This is a genomic window from Okeania sp. SIO2B9 (assembly GCF_010672505.1).
GTDB lineage: Bacteria > Cyanobacteriota > Cyanobacteriia > Cyanobacteriales > Microcoleaceae > Okeania > Okeania hirsuta.
In genome coordinates this window covers 1-3,486 of the sequence record NZ_JAAHGK010000836.1, presented here as the reverse complement: position 1 = coordinate 3,486, position 3,486 = coordinate 1, and the positions used below count along the sequence as shown (strand labels likewise).

The window sequence follows — 3,486 nt, the reverse complement described above, 5'->3', positions numbered from 1 at the left end:
GGTATCCGCACGCTCAGCTGGATGGAAGTCGGGTATCAGGTGATCTATTCCAAGGATCCCGTGCGCGTGCCTGCTGATCTGGCAGGTGTGAAACTGCGCACGGCCCCGTCGGCAACCGATACACTGTTCATGCAAGAGGCCGGTGGGGTGGCTAAAAAGGCCTTGAAATTATTGCTCTGTCTAGGTTGGAGCGATTTTTTCCCTCTATTTAGCGACAACTCTAATAAATAGTTCAAAGATTTTTTTTGTGATGGCAAAGGAGCGACATCGTTGGTGTAATTGTCGAAGCAGTTTTTTGGCTTGTCCCCAAATATTCTCTATGGGATTTTCTGATGGTGCATATGGTCCAAAACGCAAACAATGAACTGTAATATTTGTCTGAGTATTGATTGTGGCAAGAAACTTACGAAACTCTTGGGAACGATGGTAACTGGATCCATCCCAAATCAGAACAATTTTCGCTTCCTCACTTTGAATACGTAAATGCTTGACAAAATCAATTGTTGCTTCCGTGTTAGCTGTTTGATAGGCACTAAGTATTACTTCTTCACTTTGGCAATCTAAAGCTCCATAGTATGTCTGGGAATCACGATAGTTGTCTACCTCTACCTCTCGTCTTTCCAGGCGATCGCCCCATTCATAACCACAAATATCTTCAGCACAAACATCACATTCATCTAAAGCAAACACTCGAATTAAACAATTTTAAATTTCTGATATGATATTAATCCTAATTACTTAGGAGTCAGTCCTCAGGAGTCAGGAGGGAAGAAAGAATAAGAAACCCTGAGTAGAAGGAGAAAGTTTTTTGCTCGCCCTCTTATCCTGAATGATATCATACCTCAAATCAGCAACGCCAAACCTTAAAGTATACTATTATTTTGCTATTTTGTCATTGAAGCATCTTTATCCTGTTGTTGAAACTGTGGCACACTAAGACTCTTAACACCTGTTTCTCCATGTCAATTTTTAGCGATCGCCTGATGGTCTGTGATGATAACTTCTTGCCTATGAAGCTAATACACCATTTTAAGCTTGACGCGACACTACTGGATCTACTGAAGTGGGGCATGGGGCAGGTTTATCTAAATTTAATGTTGAGTAAGACTAATTTAATGCAGAACCCGCCTCTACTATTACACTATTTTATTTAGATGAAACAGTCTACTACACAGAAAAATAAAAATGCTGAACAGTTACAAAATTATAGATGCAGACTCCCACGCTATCGAACCTTCCCAGATGTGGGCCAAATACCTCGAACCTCAATTTCAAGACTTTGCCCCCTCAACCGACATGAAAATCAAAGGACAACCCATCACCGAAAAAATCTCCCAACAAGTAGAACAAGAGGGAAATAGGCAGATGATGGAGGCTCACCCCCATGCTTATTTAAACCACTACGACGTGGAATCCCACGTCCAAGCAATGGTATTGATGGGAATAGATATAGCCTTTATTTATCCCACTTCCGGACTGTGGTTATTTGCCATCGATACTTTCCCCCCAGAAGTCATCGGAGCTTTTACCCATGCCTACAATACATGGCTGTATGAAGAATTTTGTAGCTATGACCCCAGTCGGTTAAAAGGAGTAGGAGCAATGAATCTCCATGACCCCCAGGAGATGGTCAAAGAGCTACATCGAATTGTAAACTTTGGCTGGAAAGCAGTTTTTTTACGCCCTAACCCTGTCAAAGGCAGAATTTTGAGCGATGCGGAATACGAACCCTTTTGGGCTGCTTGCGAAGAATTAGATATAGCTGTAGGCATTCACGAGGCAACCCACGGTCGCTTACCCACCACAGGAGCAGATAGATTCAATAGTCGTTTTGCCCTCCATGCTTGTTCTCACCCCATGGAACAGATGATGGCATTATTGGCCTTAATAGAAGGAGGAGTATTAGAGCGTCATCCGAAGCTGAGGGTAGGATTTTTAGAATCTGGTTGTGGTTGGTTGCCCTATTGGTTATGGCGGTTGGACGAAGAGTATAGAAATTTACATTGGGAAGTCAAAGATATGGTAAAGTTGCTGCCTTCAGAGTATTTTCGCCGTCAATGTTATATTGCCGTTGAGCCATCTGAACCTTATCTAACTCAAATTATTGATTACATTGGCTCTGAAAATTTAATATTTGGCTCAGATTATCCACACATGGATCATCACCCAGATATTGTGAAAAACATTGTAGAGCTTGAGAAAAATTTATCTCAGGAGATAGTTAAAAAAATCGTTTGGGATAATCCTAAATGTTTCTATAAAGTTTGAGGTGAAATGGGTAGGTTTCACTTTGTTAGGATATAATCTAAAAACCTTTCTCCTTTTTTGGAGAACTGGTATCATTGAACTAAAAATTTCAGACTCTTTTAGAGAAAAGATTTTTCAACTTTAATAAAAGACTATTAGAGGGTATCTGTAAATAAAACCTTAAGCCACAAGACGATTTAACATCAGTGACATCATGGCAATGTGAACGACAGCTTCACTCACTTCCGGTAAACCCTCGTAATCTTTACTTAGTCGTCTTTGTCGTCAAGGGCCAGCCTCAAGTTCTCTCAACTACCCAACGTCGAGGTTCAACCTCAAAACTTTTTTGAGAACGTTCAACCACCTCCAGGTAAAGCTCGCATCCACCCGCGACTTGCTGCAATCACTGTCCTCGATCACCTCTATCGGCCCAAACCTTTTGTAGAGTTGGAACTGACAGGCTTGATTCTGCCAGCAACATCCTTCCAGCTGTGACATCTGATATATTGGCAGCATGAACCAACACTACTAACACTAGCCCTAATGTCTCCACGCTCGATGTGCCGTTTCCGGCCTTTGACTTTTTGGCCTCCATCAAAGCCTCGCTCTGCTCCTCCTATCTCCGTTGTTTTCACTGATTGGCTATCAATTATAGCTCCTGTGGGTTCGGGGTTTCGTCCCTCTTGTTGACGGACATTAGCCCGTAGGCTATCGTGAATCCGTTGCCAGACTCCTTGTTTTTGCCATTTTCGGAAATACCCATACACAGTCTTGGCTGGTGGGAAGTCATGGGGTAACAGTTCCCAGGCACAACCACTACGACTCCAGTAGAGAATACTATTAACAACTTCTGGTAAGTCCACTGTTTGTTTCCTTCCTCTGGATGTTTCAGATTTGGCCACAGGTAGCATGGGAGCTATGATTTCCCAAGCAGCGTTCGCGCAGCGTCCCGGAGGGAATCGCTTAGGTCTGTGGAATAGGCTTTACGAGTCATATACTCTCATGTTTGATATCTGGTTTACCATTTATATCATGTTCGGATGATAACTTATAATAAAACCAGAATTATTACAGTAGATGTATTCAAACTTTATGGCCAAAAAGATGGCGATCGCCAACTACCTTTATGTTCAAGCGATCGCTTATAATTGAATAGCCCTAGTTTGAGGCCACCAATGGAAGCAAGTTAGTCCTTGTATTAAATCATGCTGTTTCATTAGTTGTTGGCACCGAAAGACT

3 protein-coding genes and 1 pseudogene are annotated in these 3,486 nt (G+C 42.2%); 2 read left to right on the top strand and 2 right to left on the bottom strand.

The annotated features are described in order from the left end of the window. On the top strand, positions 1–231 hold a 231-nt coding region (locus F6K13_RS24180; RefSeq protein WP_287288619.1), incomplete at its 5' end, for a hypothetical protein. Here the strand turns inward: F6K13_RS24180 and F6K13_RS24175 are convergent. Then, positions 205–690 carry a transposase gene (locus F6K13_RS24175; protein WP_161564355.1) on the bottom strand — a complete coding sequence of 162 codons (486 nt, stop codon included), beginning with the start codon at positions 688–690 and terminating at the stop codon, positions 205–207. The two genes, F6K13_RS24180 and F6K13_RS24175, sit on opposite strands and share 27 nt — an antisense overlap. A 495-nt stretch (positions 691–1,185) precedes the next feature. Between F6K13_RS24175 and F6K13_RS24170 the strand changes: the two genes are divergently transcribed. Further along, positions 1,186–2,268, top strand: a complete 1,083-nt coding sequence (locus F6K13_RS24170; RefSeq protein ID WP_124143474.1) for an amidohydrolase family protein — start codon at positions 1,186–1,188, stop codon at positions 2,266–2,268. A 159-nt stretch (positions 2,269–2,427) separates the two neighbouring features. On the opposite strand, the pseudogene F6K13_RS24165 reads toward F6K13_RS24170, so the two are convergent. After that, positions 2,428–3,158 (bottom strand): annotated as a pseudogene (locus tag F6K13_RS24165) (IS5 family transposase). Positions 3,159–3,486: the final 328 nt, after the last annotated feature.